Raw genomic sequence first — 14,743 nt, 5'->3', positions numbered from 1 at the left:
GCGGCTACCGTATGCAATGGGAACTTGTACCTCCGACGTTAGGCCTGCCGGGGCCCAAGGTCAAAGACGTTGGGGCTATTCCGGGGGCGTGTCGAAAGTTTCATCCTCGACTTTAACGTTTGGTGCCACCACAGCTGTCACGCACGTATCAGAAACACCAGCAGTCACAGCCGCGCCCGCAATCCCGGCAGGTTCCCTGGACCGGGCTGCCTGGGCCGGCTCAGCCGCCGAAGTCTTCAGGTTCGACGTCGTCGAGGAACTCGCGGAAGCGCCGCAGCTCGCCTTCCTCGTCCACGGCGGGACCGGGGTGCGTATCCTCGCCCTCGTCGTGTTCGGTAATCCGGACGCCGGCTTCATCCATGACGGCGTCGGCGCACCAGATCCGGCACTTGGCGCGCAGGGCAACGGCCAATCCATCCGAGGCCCGGGAGCTCACGGTGGTGCCGTTCTCGAACTGCAGCTGCCCGTAGAAGATGTTGTCCTCCACCGCCACGATGTTGACGCTGACGATCGTGTGGCCCAGGGCCTCGACAACGTCCACCAGGAGGTCGTGGGTCATCGGCCGGGGCGGGATGACCCCCTGCTGGGCCAGGGCGATGGCGCTGGCCTCCGGGGTCCCGATCCAGATGGGCACGTGGCGCTCACCATGGATTTCCTTGAGCAGGACAAGCGGCTGGTTGGACGGCAACTCAATCCGCACGCCGACAATCTCCACCTCAATCATCAGATGTCCATCCTTGAGATGCGGTCGTGGACCAGCGCCTGGTGCAAGGACAGGCAGAGGTCGCTGATTTCCCGGGCCGCCTCGGCGGCGCGGGCGTGGGAGGCTGCGTCCTTGCGGGAGGTCAGGGTGGCCACGGCACGCTCCACGAGCCCGAATTCGCGGTCGGCAGCCGCCTGGAAGGGCCGCAGGTGGCGGGGTTCCAGGCCATGGCTCTCCAGCTGGACGCAGGCCCGCGCGACCTGCAGCGCGTGTTCGTCGAATTTGCCGTTGACGTGCCCGATCAGGCCGTAGCTCAGGAGCGATTCCAGCAGCGGGACGCTCGCCCCGGATTCGGCGCGCAACTGCTCCTCGCTGAGCCGGCGTGCCCGGCTCTGCAGCTCGGAGGCGAGCTCCTCGGAGACAATCCGCGGGGACAACGTGACGCCTGCCGGCAGGTTCTCCGGCCGTTCGCCCCGGTCGATCGCGTCAAGGTAGTCCTTGATGACCTTCAGCGGCAGGTACTGGTCGCGCTGGAGTGAGAGGACGAAGCGGAGCCGTTCGACGTCGTTCTCGGAATACTGACGGTAGCCGGCAGGGGTCCGCTGCGGGTTGATAAGTCCCTTTTCTTCAAGGAACCGGATTTTTGACGCAGTCATGCTGGGGAAGTCGTCGCTCAGTTGAGCCAGGACTTCCCCGATGTTCAGAACCTGGGGTCCGCGCCGATCCGCATGTGCCGTGGCCACAGGCAACTACCCCGGAATCAGACGTTGCCTGCTGCGCGGGCAGGGCTGAGGTAGAAGGTGAGGCGGAATTTGCCGATCTGGACCTCGTTGCCGGACTTCAGTTCCACCGAGTCCACGCGGTCGTGGTTGACGTAGGTGCCGTTCAGGCTCCCGGTGTCCACAACCTCAAAGCTGCGTGCAGTGCGGCGGAATTCAACGTGCCTGCGCGAGACAGTGACGTCGTCGAGGAAGATGTCGGCGTCCGGGTGGCGGCCCGCCGTGGTGACGTCGGAGTCCAGCAGGAACCGCGCACCGGCGTTGGGGCCGCTGTGCGCCACGAGCAGGGCCGACCCGAAGGGAAGGGCCTCAACCGCTGCCCGTTCCTCGGTCGAAAGCTTCGGCGTGAAATTGGGTTCGTCGCGCACCGGAGTGAGGTTGATCGACGTGGTCTCCGAAGCCTTCACTCCACCCGTGCGGTAACCGTCACCGGTGTCGTTCCGTTCGTGCCCAAACATTGAGTCCTCCTCATTCGTTGCAGGTGTCCCCCCTGCAAACAACGCATGCCGTCCGGAAAAGCCTTGCAGTCCCGGTAATGAGGCCCTTCGGCGGGGCGCGGCTTTGTTTTGTTATCCCAACAACACTCGCCGGCGGCCCCGGCCCGAATGACCTCTGTCTTTAGCCTACCTGCTGTTCATACTCGGATGCACTGAGCAAGGACTCGACCGCGTCGGCTTCCGCGAGCTTGATTTCGATCAGCCAGCCTTCACCGTACGGATCAGAGTTGATAAGGGCGGAATCGGTGTCCAGCGACTCGTTCCTGGCCACCACCTCGCCCGTCACCGGAGCGTAAATGTCGCTGACGCTTTTGGTCGATTCGACCTCTCCGACGACGTCATTGGCCTTGATGGTAGTCCCGACCTCGGGCATCTGGGCGTAGACGACATCCCCGAGGGCGTCCTGGGCAAAATCAGTGATGCCCACGCGCACAACCCCGTCGGCGTTGGGGGCCGAAACCCATTCGTGTTCTGCGGTGTAGGACAGGTCTTCGGGAATGATGCTCATGACGGGCCTTTCATCGGGTCAATCACCTGGCGGCGGCAGTCGTTTGTTCTAGCCGCCGCTGAAAGTATAGGCATATCGGGCAGGGGCCGGGGAGGCATCTGCGAAGATGGTGCCATGGCAGAACATGCTCCGCTGAAGGTCGGGAATGTGAACAACCGGGGCGCCGGGACCGTCCGGACACGCCAGGGCTAGGCCATGCCTGAGCTTCCTGAAGTTGCGGCCCTGACGGACTTCCTGGACGAGCACCTGCGCGGAGCAATGGTGCGGAAAATCCAGCCGGTCTCCTTCGCCGTGCTCAAGACGGCAGACCCTCCCTACTCCGACCTCCAGGGCAAGGCCATCACCGCGGTGCAAAGGTTCGGCAAGTTTGTCAGCATGGAAGCGGACGGGCTGCATTTTGTCTTCCACCTGGCGCGGGCCGGCTGGGTCCGCTTCACTGACTCCCCCACCGACACACAGCTGAGAATGGGGAAGGGCCACATCGCGCTGCGGCTGACGTTCGAGGGCAATTCCGGCCCGGTGGGCATGGACCTGACCGAGGCGGGCACGAAAAAAAGCCTGGCGGTCTATGTGGTCCGCGATCCGCACGACGTGCCCGGCATCGCGGCGCTCGGACCGGATCCGTTCAGTCCGGACTTCGACGTCGAGGCCCTCGCCGGGATTCTCGGCTCCAGTTCCCAGCAGATCAAGGGTGTCCTGAGGAGCCAGGGCATCATCGCCGGGATAGGGAATGCGTACAGTGACGAGATCCTGCACGCCGCCAGGACTTCGCCGTTCGCGATCGCCAAGTCGCTGGACCGGACGGACGTCCAGCGCCTCTACGACGCCATCCACACCATTCTGGGAACGGCGGTGGCGGAGGCCAAGGGCAAGCCGCCCAACGAGCTCAAGGACACCAAGCGGAGCCACATGCGGGTCCACGGCCGGACCGGCGAACCGTGTCCGGTGTGCGGGGACACGGTCCGGGAGGTTTCCTTTGCCGATTCCGCCCTGCAGTACTGCCCGACGTGCCAGACGAAAGGAAAGATCCTGGCCGACCGCCGGACTTCCCGCTTCCTGAAATAGCGGAACACCGCGGTCCTTCCAGGGAACGCCGCGGAGCGGATGTGGCCGGGCAACAGAAAACCCCGCCATTCCTTCATCAGGAATGGCGGGGTTTCAGCTGTTGGTCGGGCTGACAGGATTTGAACCTGCGACCCCTTGACCCCCAGTCAAGTGCGCTACCAAGCTGCGCTACAGCCCGCTGGTTCCACCGTTCTCCGCCCGGAAGTCGTCCCGGATTCGCTCCAGGTTTTCTTCCAAGCAGTCCGGCCGAACCACCTCCAAAAGCTTACACGATCCGGGAGGGTGCCTGTGACAATTTCAGGCTGTCGCGGCAAGGTGTGTCGGAATTAACGTTTCTTGCCACGCTTTTCGCGCACACGCATGTTGACCTCGATCGGCGTGCCCTCGAAGCCGAAGGTCTCCCGGAGGCGTCGGGTGATGAACCGGCGGTATCCCGGATCCAGGAATCCGGTCGTGAAGAGCACGAACTTCGGCGGCCGGCTCGAGGCCTGCGTGCCGAACAGGATACGGGGCTGCTTGCCGCCGCGGACCGGGTGCGGGTGCGCCGCGACGAGTTCGCCCAGGAACGCGTTGAGGCGTCCGGTGGGAATGCGCTTGTCCCAGCTTTCCAGGGCGGTGTCCAGGGCCGGGACGAGCCGGTCCTTGTGCCAGCCGGTCTTGGCCGAGATGTTCACGCGCGGCGCCCAGGCCACGTGTGCCAGGTCCTGCTCGATTTCGCGTTCCAGGTAGCGGCGGCGCTCGTCGTCGAGGAGGTCCCACTTGTTGAAGGCCAGCACCAGGGCGCGGCCGGATTCAACGGCGAGCTGCAGGATGCGGACGTCCTGCTCGCTGAGCACTTCGTCCACGGCCAGGAGCACGACGGCGACCTCGGCTTTTTCGAGCGCGCTCTGCGTGCGCAGGGAGGCGTAGAAGTCTGCGCCCTGGGCCATGTGCTGGCGGCGCCGGATGCCGGCGGTGTCCACGAAGCGCCACGTGCGTCCGCCGAGTTCGATGAATTCGTCGACCGGGTCGCGGGTGGTGCCGGCGGTGTTGTCCACCACCACACGTTCGGAACCGGCGAGCTTGTTCAGCAGCGAGGACTTGCCGACGTTCGGGCGGCCGATCAGGGCGATGCGGCGGGGTCCGCCGGAGCGCTCGAGGCCCTCAATCAGGGAGTACTCCGGGAGGGTGTCCATGACGTGGTCCAGGAGGTCCGCCACGCCGCGGCCGTGCAGGGCCGAGACGGGGTACGGTTCGCCGAAGCCCAGGCCCCAGAGGGTGGCCGAGTCTGCTTCCTGGGCGAAGTCGTCCACCTTGTTGGCCACCATGATGACCGGCTTCTTCGACTTGCGCAGCATCTTCATGACGCCTTCGTCGGTCGCGGTGGCGCCCACAGCGGAGTCGACGACGAACAGGACGGCGTCGGCAAGTTCCACGGCCATCTCGGCCTGCTCCGCCACACGGGCGTGGATGCCGCGGGCATCGTGCTCCCACCCACCGGTGTCCACCACGGTGAAGTTGCGGCCGTTCCAGTTTGCCGAGTACATGACACGGTCGCGGGTGACGCCGGGGGTGTCCTCGACCACTGCCTCGCGGCGGCCCAGGATCCTGTTGACCAGGGTGGATTTGCCCACGTTGGGCCGGCCGATGATGGCCAGGACCGGGTCCAGCTTGACCGGGCCGTCAAAGTCCTCGTCGTCGAAGTGGCCGCTGAGCAGGGCGGCGTCGTCTTCGTCGAGCTCGTAGTCGTCGAGGCCGGCACGCAGCGAGGCCGCGCGGAGTTCCGCTTCGTCATCGTCCAGGGCGGCAAGGTTTTCAGCCACCTGGTCGGTGCCGGTGGGCGTGTATTCGTCTTCGCCGGCGCCAAAATTGCCGGAGGTTTGAGTCGTATCGCTCATTGCACTTTCCTTAGGTGGTGATCTGCCGGCGTCCCGGCTACTGCTTCATGACGTTCATGCGGTGATTCCGCGTGGGGCAGGGGCTGCCCGGTTCTTAGTACTGAGTCCTGGACATGGCGCGCTAATGCGGCCCGGATTTCGGTTCCCGCCCTGTCCATTGAAACACGCCCGGTCTCGCCGGGCCTGCGGCTGACGTTGATGGCCCCGCCGAAGCTGACATGCAGCCGCCGGCGCGGTGCGGGCACCGTGTCCAGGTGTTCGCCGCCGATTCGTGTGCCCAGGATGGCCACGGGAACCACAGTTGCGCGGGAGTTAAGCGCCAGCCAGGCGACGCCGTTGTTGATCGCGGCGGCCTCACCGCTCCCCCGCGTGCCTTCGGGAAGAATCCCGACGCACCGTCCGGCGTCGAGCAGGCTCCGGGCGGTGGCCAGCGCCGCACGGCCGCCGCGGCGGTCGACGGGCAACTGGCCCGACGCCGCCAGGACGCGGCCGAGGAACCCGGTGAACATCTCCTGCTTGACGAGGATGTGCATGGGCCGGGGCGAGGCGCCGAACATGACAGGCCCGTCCAGGAAGCTGATGTGGTTTCCCGCGAAGATCACGGGACCGGCCGCCGGGACGTTGGAGCGTCCGCTGACCGAGGTGCGGTAGACGAGGTGGTCCAGGATCCAGCCCACGGGCCGGCTCCACGCCGTCGTCCACTGACCGGGCAGGGAGGCGGCCGCTGTCCCCGGCAGTCCGGCGCGCCCCTCAGTCACCGTGGACGGCCCGGAGCGGAACAGGAGAGTGGTTGACCACGGTGTCCACGATGTCGAGGGCGGCCTGGACCGTCTCGTCAAAGTCAAGGTCGGAGGAGTCAAGGGTCACGACGCCGTCGGCCGCCGTGGTGAAGTTCACTACGGTGGAGTCCTTGGCATCGCGGTGCGTGACCTGGGCCGCCAGCTGCTCGGCGTTCTGGCTGCCGCCCAACTGGATGCCGCGGCGGCGCAGCCGGGCTTCCTCGCTGGCGGTCAGCAACATCCGCACTTCGGCATGGGGCGCGACGACAGTGGTGATGTCCCGGCCCTCGACCACCATGCGGCGGTGGTGCTTTTCGATCAGCTCGCGCTGCCGGCGGATCAGTTCAGTCCGCGCGCCCAGGGTGGTGGCGACGGCGCTGACTGCCGCGGAAATGGCGGGTTCACGGATGGCGAGAGTGACATCGTGCCCGCCGACGCGGACGTACTCCTCCTGCGGGCTCGTGCTGATTTCCAGCGGCAGGGTCTCTGCGGCGGTCTCGACGGCGGCCCCGTCGTCCAGGTCCGTGCCGCTCTGCAGGCAGAACCACGTCAAGGCGCGGTACATCGCGCCGGTGTCGAGGTAGGCCAGTTTCAGCCGGCGGGCCACCTCTTTGCTCACGCTGGATTTGCCGGAGCCGGAGGGGCCGTCGATGGCAACCACAAGGCTTTTTCCGGGGCGGACTACGTCCACTGTCTCGATGAGTTCCTGGGTCATTACTGGAGTACCCGCCATCCACGGTCGTTGAGGGCTGCTATCAAAAGGTCGTGCTTGTTGGGCAGGACGGAAATTTCCACCATGCCCACATTCTGCCCCGAAGAGTGGTCGAGGCGGAGATCTTCGACGTTGACGCCGATCTCGCCAATCTCGGTCAGCAGCTTGGCGATCTGTCCGGGTGTGTCATCCACCAGCACGGTCAGCCACGCGTATGCCTGCGGGGGTCCGCCGTGCTTGCCCGGGATCCGGGACTGGCCGGCGTTGCCTTCGCTGATCAGCTGGGCAAGGTCCAGCCGGGCGCCGGGGGCGGCCGGCGCCTCCAGGGTGCCGATCAGCCGGTTGAGGTCCTCGCGGACTCCGTGCAGGATTTCCACCACTTTTTCCGCGTTCGCGCCCAGGATCTGGACCCAGAGCGTGGGATCGCTCGCGGCGATCCGGGTGACGTCCCGCAGCCCGTTCCCGGCCAGGGACAGGGCGTGCAGGGGCGTGCCCTGCAGGCGGCTGGCCACGAGCGAGGACATCACCTGCGGCAGGTGTGAGACGAGCGCCACGGCTGCATCGTGCTCGTCGGCAGCGAATTCGGACACGACGGCGCCCAGATCGCCGGCCAGCGCACGCGCCACCTGCAGGGACTCCGGCAGAGTCTCCGCCGCGGGGCACACGACCCACGGCATGGAGGTGAACAGTTCGCCCCGGGCCGCGACCGGGCCCGATTTCTCGCGCCCGGCCATGGGGTGGGTCCCGACGTAGCGGCCCAGGTCCGCGCCGCGGCTGCGGAGATCGGCCAGGATCTGTGCCTTCACGCTCGCGATGTCCACCACGACGGCGTGCGGGTAGTCCTGGAGCGCCTTGGCCACGACGTCCGCCGTGACATCCGGCGGCGCGGCGACGACGACGAGCTCCGGCGCCTCCCCCTCGAGGCGCGCCAGCGGCAGCCCGGCGCCGATGTCGACGGCGACGGCCTGGTTGGTCGGTGAGGGATCCGAGAGGAACACAGGGACGCCCCGCCCCCGCAGCCCCAGCCCAATGCTGGTGCCCAGAAGCCCGGAGCCCAGAACGAGCACCGGGCCGTTCAGGTGGCCGCGGCCGTGCGTGCGGAAGGCGGACATGCTTACAGCCCCACAGAGGCCAGCAGGTGGCCGACTTCCTGCTTGCCGAGGTTGCGGATGCTGCCCTGGCGCTGGTCGCCGAGCCCGATGGGGCCGACCTTGACGCGCACCAGGCGCAGCACGGGGAAGCCGACGGCGTCGAACATGCGCCGGACGATCCGGTTCTTGCCCGAGTGCAGCACGACCTCGATCAGCACGTGGCCGGGGGTCGAGTCGACGAGCTTGAAGGAGTCCACCGAGGCGATGCCGTCCTCGAGTTCGACGCCGCCTTTGAGTTCGGCGCCCACGCCCTGCGGGAAGGGCCCGCGGACCTGCACGAGGTAGGTCTTGGGCACTTCATAGGACGGGTGCGTCAGGCGGTTGGCGAGCTCACCGTCGTTCGTCAGCAGCAGCAGCCCTTCGGTGGCGACGTCGAGCCGGCCCACGTGGAAGAGGCGTTCGCCGTGGTGGTTGCGGACAAAGTCGCTGATGCACGGGCGGCCGTCCGGGTCCTCCATGGTGGAGACAACGCCCTTGGGCTTGTTGAAGACCATGTAGACCATGTTCTCGTCCAGCTGGATGCGCAGTCCGTCGACGTGGATCACTGCCGTCTTCGGGTCGACGCGCACGCCGAGTTCGGTGACCACCTGGCCGTCGACCTCGACGCGGCCCTCGGCGATCATTTCCTCGCAGACCCGCCGTGAGGCGACGCCGGCGGAGGCCATGACCTTCTGGAGGCGGGTGCCGTCGGCGTCGTGCAGCTCAGACTGCGGCACCTCGCGGCGCGGTCCGCGGTTGCGGGCGGGTTTGCGCACCGGTCCGAGGTTCTGGCCGAAGCGTTCGCTGCCGAAAGCGCGGGGACCGGCGAACTTGTTGGCGGCGCCGGTGCGCGGCTTGGGCTTGAGGGCGCCGGGAGTGCCGGGAGCCTTGCCGAAACCGGGCTTGCGGGCTGCTGCCTTGCGGGCTGCTTCCTTGCCGGAGGGCGCTTTCGACTTCCAGTCAGCGGAAGCCGGGCGGGCAGCCGACGGCGCGCCGTCCGGACCCTGCAGGTCCGGATCGATGAAGGCCTCTTCGCGAGGCTTGGGGTGCTTGAAGGGGCGGTCTCCGCCGCCCTTGTAGCCGGCTCCGCCGCTGCGGCCGGCGCCGCCCTGGGAGCTGCGGCCGGCGCCGCTCTGCGCGCCGCGGCCTGAACCGCTTTGCGCCGGCTTTTGGCCGGAATAGCTTTGTCCGGCACTGCTGCGTCCCGAACTGTTACGTGGTGAACCCTGGCGTCCCGCCTGTGTCATGACCCGTCCTTACGTTGGTGGCCCGCGGCCGCTGTCTCCCGACAACACCCGCCGGCCGGGCAAATGGTTCTGCCCGGTGGATACTCTCGCGCAGACGTTGTGCCTGCACAGATTCTGCTTAAGTACTGCCTACATTCTTGCTGCATCGTAAAAATCCTCGATGCCTTCCAGTCCAGGAAGGTGGGGGGAAAGCTGCGGCAATTCAGCCACAGAGCCGATTCCCATCCGCTCAAGGAAATACGATGTCGTGCGGTACAGGATTGCTCCGGATTCGGGATCTGTTCCCGAATCCTCAATCAGCCCCCGCTGCGTCAGCGTCCGCACGACAGAGTCAACGTTGACTCCTCGAATTGCAGACACCCGCGCCCTTGATACGGGCTGGCGGTATGCGATGACGGCGAGCGTTTCGAGCGCCGCCTGCGTCAGCCTGGCTGTTTGGCCTTCCAACACGAATCCGCCAACGATCTCAGCGAACTCCGCGCGGGAATAGATCCGCCAGCCTCCGGCGATATTCCGCAATTCAAAACCCCGGGGGGCGGCTCTGTTGCCGTCCGTGTTGCCGTTGTTGTTACGGCTCTGGCTGGCGACGTCCGCATCCGGGGCATTAACAGTATAGCCGTTATACTCCCGCTGCAGTTCAGCCAGCAGGGTCTCGACGACGTCGACCGTCAGTTTCAGCCCGGCAGCCAGGGCCGGGGCGGTGGCCGGTTCGTCGACCACCATCAGGACGGCCTCGAGGGCCGCGCGGGCGCCCCCCGGCAGGCTCGCGACGTCCGGCCCGGCGTCGGGCCCGGCCTCGCCGGCAGCGTCAGGGAGTCGTTCGTTCACGGTTGGTCCTCGTATTCTTCACTCAGGTTTTCGCTGCTCCACCCCTGGGTATCGGCCGTCCAGTGCACCGTCAGGTCCCCCAGCGGCAGCAGCTGGTCAAAGCCCACCGCCCGGTCACGGAACAGCTCCAGCAGCGCCAGGAACCGTGCCACCACCACCAGCGTCGATTCGGCGTCGGCGATCAGGGCCCGGAAGCTCAGCGGCGTGCCCAGCCGCAGCCGGTTCCCCAGCAGCTCGGCCTGTTCCTTGACGCTGACGGGCGCGCCGTGCAGGTGCGCGAGGCCCACTTCGGTGGGGGCTGCCTCCTTGGGTTTGAGGGCCGCCTCGGCCAGGGAAGCGAACTGGGCAGGGGTGTGCCGCCACAGCAGTTCCGGAAGCAGGGCAGCGAAGTGTCCCTCCAGGGCAACCTGCCGGGGATAGCGCCGCGCCTCGAGCTCGAGCGTGGAGCCGATCATGCCGGCCACCTGCTTGAAGGCCTTGTACTGCAGCAGCCGGGCGAACAGGAGGTCCCGGGCCTCCAGGAGGGCAATGTCCTCATCGTCCTCAACCTCGCCCGCGGGCAGCAGCCGGGCCGCTTTGAGGTCCAGGAGGGTGGCCGCAATCACCAGGAATTCGCTGGCCTCATCCAGCGCCCATTCCTCCCCCAGCTGCTGCAGCCCCCTGATGTATTTAATGAATTCGTCAGTGACCGTGGACAGCGCCACCTCGGTGATGTCCAGCTGGTGCTTGGAGATCAGGCCGAGCAGGAGATCGAACGGGCCGGTGAAGTTGGCCAGCCGCACTTCGAATCCGGGCTTTTTGACGCCCGGCTCTGCCGGGTGCTCCGGCCCCGCGGCCCGCGCGGATTCCGCACGTGTATCGAGCTCCGCAGTCATGTCAAGATTCACCGGCGGAGAAAAGGCGCCTGCCACGACCCTGGCTAGGGCGCGCCGCCGCGCGAGATCAGCTCTTTGGCGAGGCGGCGGTAGGCGTCGGCACCGACGTGGTTGCCCGCGTAGGTCGTGATGGGCTCGGCCGCGACCGTGGCGTCGGCAAATTTGATCGAGCGCTTGATGACCGTTTCGAAGACCTTGTCGCCAAAGGCCTCCACCAGGCGGGCGATCACCTCGCGGCCGTGCAGGGTCCGGGCGTCGTACATCGTGGCGAGCACGCCGTCGACCTGCAGGCGCGGATTGAGGCGGTCCTGGACCTTGTCGATGGTTTCGACGAGCAGCGCCACGGCGCGCAGCGCGAAGAATTCACAGATCAGCGGAATGATGACGCCGTGGGCGGCGGTCAGCGCGTTGACGGTGAGCAGGCCGAGCGAGGGCTGGCAATCGATCAGGACGACGTCGTAGTCGTCCTCGACCTTCTTCAGGGCCCGGTCCAGCACCTGTTCGCGGGCCACTTCGTTGACCAGCTGCACCTCGGCGGCGGAGAGGTCGATGTTGGCCGGGAGCAGGTCCACGTTTTCGACGCCGGTCTTCTGGATGGCGTCGCGGATGTCCACCTTGCGGTCCATCAGCACGTTGTACACGGTGAGGTCGAGCTCGTGCGGGTTGGTGCCCAGGCCGGCAGACAGCGCGCCCTGCGGATCGAAGTCGACCAGGAGCACGCGGCGGCCGTATTCGGCCAGGGCGGCGGCGAGGTTGATAGTGGACGTGGTTTTGCCCACCCCGCCCTTCTGGTTCACCATGGCGATGACCCGCGCGGGACCGTGGGAGGACAGCGGCGCGGGCTCCGGAAAGTCGCGTTGGGGCCGCCCGGTGGGGCCCATGACGGCGTCTTCCAGATCGAGTTCGGTGCCTTCCAGAGTTGCTGAACCCTGCTCGCTGCTCACGTATCTATCCACACTTTCGATGACGGTGATTGTCGTGCTTCATTGTGCCGCGTCCAGGCTCCCGGAGCCCAGCGCGTTCCTCCCAAGGTTACAGCGCCCGACACGGTATTCGGCGGACCTTGACACTGCGCCGGAGGCTGTGCCTTGACGTTCGGGTTGAAGTCGAAGGTTGCCGCCGGGCGGCCACGGCGGCCCGGGCGTGCCGGCAGGCACGCCCGGGGGGACGCCCGGGGGACGCAGGGACGGACGCCCGCAGGCGCGAAGCGAGCGGCTGAAGCCGGCAGCCGGGCCAGCGCTCCCAGGGCTCCGGACATATTGAAGTTTGTACCCCGCAGGCCTACATTGAAACGACGAGGTGGCAGCGGCTCATGCACGAACTTTCGATCACGCAAAGTCTTGTGGAGGCGGTCCTGGACCGGACCGGTGGCCGCTCCGTGACGGGCGTCAACCTGCGGATCGGACCCTTGAGCGGCGTCCTCCCGGATGCCGTGCGCTTTTGCTTCGAAGTCGTTTCAGCTGACACGCCGCTGGCCGGGGCAACCCTGACGATCGATGAATCCGAGGGCCGGGCCAGATGCCGCAGCTGCCACGACGAGTTCGTCCTTGAGGACATGTTTCTGCTCTGCCCCTGCGGCAGTGCCGATGTCGAAGTCGTCAGTGGCCGGGAACTCCTGGTCACCTCGGTGGAGGTTGCGTAGACATGTGTGCGACGTGCGGATGCGGCGACGACGCCGGCACCAGGGTTTCGGACCTCGACGGGACTGTGCACGATACCGTGCCCGCCGCTGCGGCCCCGCACGAACATTCGCACGATCACGATCACGAGCACGGGCATCCGCACAATCACAATCACAATCACGATCACGATCACGGGCACGATCACGAGCACGATCACGGGCACGGGCACGAGCACGGCCATCAGCATCCCCAATCCCCCGGGACAGCCGACGCCGGGCCCAGCCCCGCGGCTGACGGACGGACCCTCATCTCCCTGGAAGAGAACCTTCTCGCCAAGAACGACCTCCTGGCCGCACGGAACCGGGGTTGGCTGGAAGGCCGCGGCATCCAGGCCTTCAATGTCATGAGTTCCCCGGGGGCCGGCAAGACCACGCTCCTGGTCCGGACCATCAGGGAACTTGCCGGTGAGCTGGACATTGGTGTGATCGAAGGGGACCAGGAGACCTCGCTGGACGCCGACAGGATCCGGTCCACCGGGCGGCCGGTGATCCAGATCAACACCGGAGCAGGCTGCCACCTGGATGCCGGGATGCTGCAGCGGGCGCTGGGCGCGCTGGATCCGGTCCCCGGATCGACACTCTTCATCGAAAACGTGGGCAACCTGGTGTGCCCGGCATTGTTCGACCTCGGCGAATCGGCCCGGGTCGTTGTGATCTCAGTTACGGAGGGCGATGACAAACCGCAGAAATACCCCCACATGTTCCTGGCTGCCGACCTGGTGATCATCAACAAAGCAGACCTGCTCCCCTATGTGGAGTTCGACGTCGAGCGTTGCGTGCGCCAGGCGCGCCTGCTGAATCCCGGCGTCGACGTCCTGACCCTGTCAGCTACCACCGGCGACGGCATGGACGGCTGGCTGGAGTGGATCCGGAAGAATCCCCACCTGGCGGCGGCTGCCGCCGGGAGTGCGCCGCGCTCCGGCGGACTACGCGTTTGACCTGCTGACGCAACATTCGAGCCGCGGCCACAGGGCGGGCTCCGAAGGAGGCAACGATGCCTACAGCTACTGCATTGAAAGCGGAAGAAACCTTGATCCACGTGCTGTGGATCAACGCCGGACTCAGTTGCGACGGTGATTCCGTGGCCCTGACGGCGGCAACCCAGCCCAGCGTCGAGGAGATAGCCCTTGGGGCGCTCCCCGGACTACCCAAGATTGCCATGCACTGGCCGCTGATCGACTTCGAATGCGGCCCGCAGCAAGGCGCCGACGACTTCCTCGAGTGGTTCCGCAAGGCGGACCGCGGCGAACTGGAGCCGTTTGTGCTGGTAGTGGAGGGGTCCATCCCGAATGAAAAGCTGCACGCCGCGGGCGGCTACTGGGCGGCCTTCGGCAACAACCTCGACACCGGACAGCCGATCACCACCAGCGAGTGGCTGGACCGGCTGGCGCCCAAGGCGACGGCGATCATCGCCGCCGGGACCTGTGCGACCTACGGCGGCATCCATGCCATGGCCGGTAACCCCACCGGCGCCATGGGGGTGCCCGACTATCTCGGGTATGACTGGCGCTCCAAAGCCGGGATCCCGATCGTGTGCGTCCCGGGCTGCCCCATCCAGCCCGACAACCTGTCCGAAACCATGACGTATCTGCTGTACCAGGCCACCGGACAGGCCCCCATGATTCCCCTGGATGAGGCGCTCCGGCCGACCTGGCTGTTTGGCCAGACGGTGCACGAGGGATGCGACCGGGCGGGGTACTACGAACAGGGCGATTTCGCCACCGAATACGGGTCCCCGAAGTGCATCGTCAAGCTCGGCTGCTGGGGACCGGTGGTTAAGTGCAACGTGCCCAAGCGCGGCTGGATGAACGGAATCGGCGGCTGCCCCAACGTGGGCGGCATCTGCATCGGCTGCACGATGCCGGGCTTCCCGGACAAATTCATGCCGTTCATGGACGAACCTCCCGGCGGCAAGTTGTCGACTGCGTCGGTCATGCCGTACGGCAAGACCATCAGGACACTGCGGAACATCACGAAGCACACGCTGGACCAGGAACCACGCTGGCGCAAACCCGGTAATGATCTGCTGACCGGCGCCAAGCGGACCTGGTAGGGACGCTAG

The 14,743-nt window shown here is 66.6% G+C and carries 16 protein-coding genes and 1 tRNA gene; 4 read left to right on the top strand and 13 right to left on the bottom strand.

Annotated features, from left to right (window positions below; all coding sequences use genetic code 11):
• Nucleotides 1-220: 220 nt before the first annotated feature.
• From B5X90_RS13610 to gcvH, 4 genes are all read right to left on the bottom strand, one after another.
• Nucleotides 221-724 carry a bifunctional nuclease family protein gene (locus tag B5X90_RS13610; RefSeq protein WP_028275904.1) on the bottom strand — a complete coding sequence of 168 codons (504 nt, stop codon included), beginning with the start codon at nt 722-724 and terminating at the stop codon, nt 221-223.
• A complete protein-coding gene (locus B5X90_RS13605) occupies nt 724-1,359 on the bottom strand; it encodes a transcriptional regulator FtsR (RefSeq protein ID WP_370119917.1) in 636 nt (211 codons plus the stop codon). The genes B5X90_RS13610 and B5X90_RS13605 overlap by 1 nt, the downstream gene beginning before the upstream one ends.
• A 104-nt stretch (nt 1,360-1,463) precedes the next feature.
• On the bottom strand, nt 1,464-1,940 hold the full coding sequence (locus tag B5X90_RS13600; RefSeq protein ID WP_079553888.1) for an FHA domain-containing protein: 477 nt from the start codon (nt 1,938-1,940) through the stop codon (nt 1,464-1,466).
• A gap of 160 nt (nt 1,941-2,100) precedes the next feature.
• Nucleotides 2,101-2,487: a glycine cleavage system protein GcvH gene (gene gcvH / locus B5X90_RS13595; protein WP_079553886.1), complete on the bottom strand. Its 387-nt coding sequence runs from the start codon at nt 2,485-2,487 to the stop codon at nt 2,101-2,103.
• Between the two features lie 195 nt (nt 2,488-2,682).
• Here gcvH and B5X90_RS13590 point away from each other — a divergent pair, with 195 nt between their 5' ends.
• On the top strand, nt 2,683-3,552 hold the full coding sequence (locus B5X90_RS13590; protein WP_079553884.1) for an Fpg/Nei family DNA glycosylase: 870 nt from the start codon (nt 2,683-2,685) through the stop codon (nt 3,550-3,552).
• A gap of 101 nt (nt 3,553-3,653) precedes the next feature.
• On the opposite strand, the gene B5X90_RS13585 is transcribed toward B5X90_RS13590, so the two are convergent.
• The 9 genes from B5X90_RS13585 to B5X90_RS13545 form a co-directional block, all read right to left on the bottom strand.
• Nucleotides 3,654-3,730: transfer RNA gene (locus tag B5X90_RS13585), tRNA-Pro, on the bottom strand.
• Nucleotides 3,731-3,878: 148 nt separating this feature from the next.
• Nucleotides 3,879-5,429 carry a ribosome biogenesis GTPase Der gene (der, locus tag B5X90_RS13580; protein ID WP_028275909.1) on the bottom strand — a complete coding sequence of 517 codons (1,551 nt, stop codon included), beginning with the start codon at nt 5,427-5,429 and terminating at the stop codon, nt 3,879-3,881.
• The gene (locus B5X90_RS13575; RefSeq protein WP_079553882.1) at nt 5,426-6,106 is read right to left on the bottom strand and encodes a lysophospholipid acyltransferase family protein; all 681 of its coding nucleotides are present in this window, start codon (nt 6,104-6,106) and stop codon (nt 5,426-5,428) included. Before B5X90_RS13575 ends, der begins: the two co-directional genes overlap by 4 nt.
• Before the next feature lie 73 nt (nt 6,107-6,179).
• A complete protein-coding gene (gene cmk / locus B5X90_RS13570; protein WP_028275911.1) occupies nt 6,180-6,923 on the bottom strand; it encodes a (d)CMP kinase in 744 nt (247 codons plus the stop codon).
• Complete coding sequence (locus tag B5X90_RS13565; RefSeq protein ID WP_079553880.1) at nt 6,923-8,032, bottom strand: prephenate dehydrogenase; 1,110 nt, start codon at nt 8,030-8,032, stop codon at nt 6,923-6,925. The genes cmk and B5X90_RS13565 overlap by 1 nt, the downstream gene beginning before the upstream one ends.
• 2 nt (nt 8,033-8,034) lie before the next feature.
• On the bottom strand, nt 8,035-9,297 hold the full coding sequence (locus B5X90_RS13560; protein ID WP_079553878.1) for a pseudouridine synthase: 1,263 nt from the start codon (nt 9,295-9,297) through the stop codon (nt 8,035-8,037).
• Nucleotides 9,298-9,426: 129 nt separating this feature from the next.
• Nucleotides 9,427-10,125, bottom strand: coding sequence for an SMC-Scp complex subunit ScpB (locus B5X90_RS13555; RefSeq protein ID WP_079553875.1), 699 nt, complete (start codon nt 10,123-10,125; stop codon nt 9,427-9,429).
• Complete coding sequence (locus B5X90_RS13550) at nt 10,122-11,000, bottom strand: segregation and condensation protein A (RefSeq protein ID WP_079553873.1); 879 nt, start codon at nt 10,998-11,000, stop codon at nt 10,122-10,124. Before B5X90_RS13550 ends, B5X90_RS13555 begins: the two co-directional genes overlap by 4 nt.
• A gap of 44 nt (nt 11,001-11,044) precedes the next feature.
• Complete coding sequence (locus B5X90_RS13545; protein ID WP_018772307.1) at nt 11,045-11,944, bottom strand: ParA family protein; 900 nt, start codon at nt 11,942-11,944, stop codon at nt 11,045-11,047.
• A 368-nt stretch (nt 11,945-12,312) separates the two neighbouring features.
• Here B5X90_RS13545 and B5X90_RS13540 point away from each other — a divergent pair, with 368 nt between their 5' ends.
• Genes B5X90_RS13540 through B5X90_RS13530 form a run of 3 tightly spaced genes read left to right on the top strand, consistent with a single transcriptional unit; the run spans nt 12,313 to nt 14,734 of the window.
• Complete coding sequence (locus B5X90_RS13540) at nt 12,313-12,642, top strand: hydrogenase maturation nickel metallochaperone HypA/HybF (protein ID WP_079553871.1); 330 nt, start codon at nt 12,313-12,315, stop codon at nt 12,640-12,642.
• Nucleotides 12,643-12,644: 2 nt separating this feature from the next.
• The gene (hypB, locus tag B5X90_RS13535; RefSeq protein ID WP_079553869.1) at nt 12,645-13,619 is read left to right on the top strand and encodes a hydrogenase nickel incorporation protein HypB; all 975 of its coding nucleotides are present in this window, start codon (nt 12,645-12,647) and stop codon (nt 13,617-13,619) included.
• 56 nt (nt 13,620-13,675) lie between these two features.
• A complete protein-coding gene (locus B5X90_RS13530; RefSeq protein WP_026538777.1) occupies nt 13,676-14,734 on the top strand; it encodes an NADH-quinone oxidoreductase subunit B family protein in 1,059 nt (352 codons plus the stop codon).
• The last annotated feature ends 9 nt before the right edge of the window (nt 14,735-14,743 follow it).

It is taken from the genome of Arthrobacter sp. 49Tsu3.1M3 (assembly GCF_900168135.1).
In the GTDB taxonomy this organism is placed as follows: domain Bacteria; phylum Actinomycetota; class Actinomycetes; order Actinomycetales; family Micrococcaceae; genus Arthrobacter.
This window is presented reverse-complemented; position numbering and strand designations above follow the sequence as displayed.